Genomic DNA, 1,945 nt, shown 5'->3' on the forward strand with positions numbered 1-1,945 from the left:
CTTCAACGCCGGAACCATAGCTAATCCTGGAATTAACCCCTACCGGAAATTCACCATCATTAACCCAACCACATTGGCAAACCTTACGCATTTTGTGATATTCTTTCACTATGGGACGAATAGGCGGCAGGTCTATTTCTTGACGAACTTCCAACACGCTTGCTTCCTCTGCGGACAAATCCGCCCCACAATGAGTGCAAAAATCGGAACAAAGGTCAATTATCTCATCCGGTTTTTGCATCGTCAGCGTTTTGCCTACATGTCCTTTTTGACCGCCAACCGGACGACCTGTCTTTTGGCGAAGGTTCACTTTTTGGGTGCCGATAGGGTCTTTGCTGGAAGGAAGATGGCTATTCTGACTGGTTTTAGGGTGCTCATAGCGGGACAAGCGTGCACGTAAGTCGGCGATCTCCTTGTCTTGAATCTCAATTGCTTTTTTTTGAATCGCATTCTCCTTTTGTAAAGTTCGAACCTCCGCAATCAATGTCTTCACTAAAATCTCTATGTCCATTATATCTCCCATATTACTATAACGGGAAAAGTGTCGGTTTAGTATTTAAAGTTCAGGATGATTCGTTTTTTTTTAGTCCGCTGTGGGGAGGTGCTGTATAGTAACGGTTCAAGACAAAAAATTAACAATTAAAAAAATTAAAAATTATGAAATCATTTAGAAAATTTATTCGTACAGACGTGGCGCGCCACGTCTCTACACTCATGGTTGCGGCGATGTTTTTCTTTCCATCGTGCAATGATTATTTAGATGTGGTTCCTGACAAGAGCATGACTATTGAAAGCATGTTCAGCCTGAGAGAAGAGGCTTCTCATGCCCTGGCAACTGCCTACTCTTTTATGCCGAGAGATAACAAGAGGGTATCCCACTATTATCTGGGTGACGAGTGGATTCAGGCGGAATATGACCGCGACGGCGAAGAATTTAAAGGTGTGCGGGTGATGGAGAGAAAAATGAATCCCGATGACCCCTATCTGGGAACATGGACGGGCACCAATGGTGGGAAAAATTTATACGAAGGAATTTCCGTCTGCAATACGTTCATTGACAACATCGAAGGAGTGCAGGATTTGAATGAAACCGAAATAAAGGACTGGAAAGCACAGGTAATGTTTCTCAAAGCCTATTATCACTTTTTGCTCTTGCAAAAGTATGGTCCCATCGTGCTGGTGCCCAACACCATCTCGCCTGATGCCGATATGAATAGTGTACGTGCCCCGCGCAGTAAAATCGACGACTGCTTCGATTTTATTGTCAAGACAATAGATGAGGCCATACCCAATCTTGTAGTACGAAGGGAAGGTGTTGACCTTGGGAAGATAGACCGGTTGGGTGCCAGAGCCATCAAGGCGCGTGTACTGCTCCACAGGGCAAGCCCGTTCTACAACTGTAATGGGGATTACAACAATTTTTATGACCATAACCACGAGTTGTTTTTCCCTCAGGACGAGTCTAAAAAACAGGCTAAATGGGAAGATGCGCTGAAAGCCATCAATGAAGCCATAGAAATTTGCACGACAAACGGTGTAGAGATGTATCACTACGACGGCAGAATACTGCAGGCCGATCAGGACGACTACCCCCTCAGTCAGACTATCGTGAACGGCTCTACTCTCCTGAAGACGTATTATGATTTGAGGATGGTGATGACTGACCCCTGGAACAAGGAACTGATATGGGGATACTCCAATGTAGCGGTAAACGATGCTGAAATCTTTACCGACGGTCAAATGCTGCTTCCTCCTGCCATAGCAGCCACTTCCACCACTCCCGCCTATCCCTCCTATCCCAACGGCGGTGCGGCAAATACTACTCAAAATGCGCGTCAGGTGCTGGGTGCCACCTATAAAAATATGGAGAGGGACTATACCAAAAACGGACTTCTTTTGACGGAAGACCTGACTTTCAATGAAAGCACAAAGCATCAGATATATA

At 45.3% G+C, this 1,945-nt stretch carries 2 protein-coding genes; one reads left to right on the plus strand and one right to left on the minus strand.

Going from position 1 to position 1,945, the window contains the following annotated elements:
• A partial coding sequence (locus ASC50_RS06495; RefSeq protein ID WP_193391225.1) for an IS66 family transposase zinc-finger binding domain-containing protein occupies positions 1-523 on the minus strand: 523 nt, incomplete at its 3' end.
• A gap of 134 nt (positions 524-657) precedes the next feature.
• Here ASC50_RS06495 and ASC50_RS06500 point away from each other — a divergent pair.
• On the plus strand, positions 658-1,945 hold a 1,288-nt coding region (locus tag ASC50_RS06500; protein ID WP_162491150.1), incomplete at its 3' end, for a RagB/SusD family nutrient uptake outer membrane protein.

It is taken from the genome of Candidatus Symbiothrix dinenymphae, from assembly GCF_001431085.1.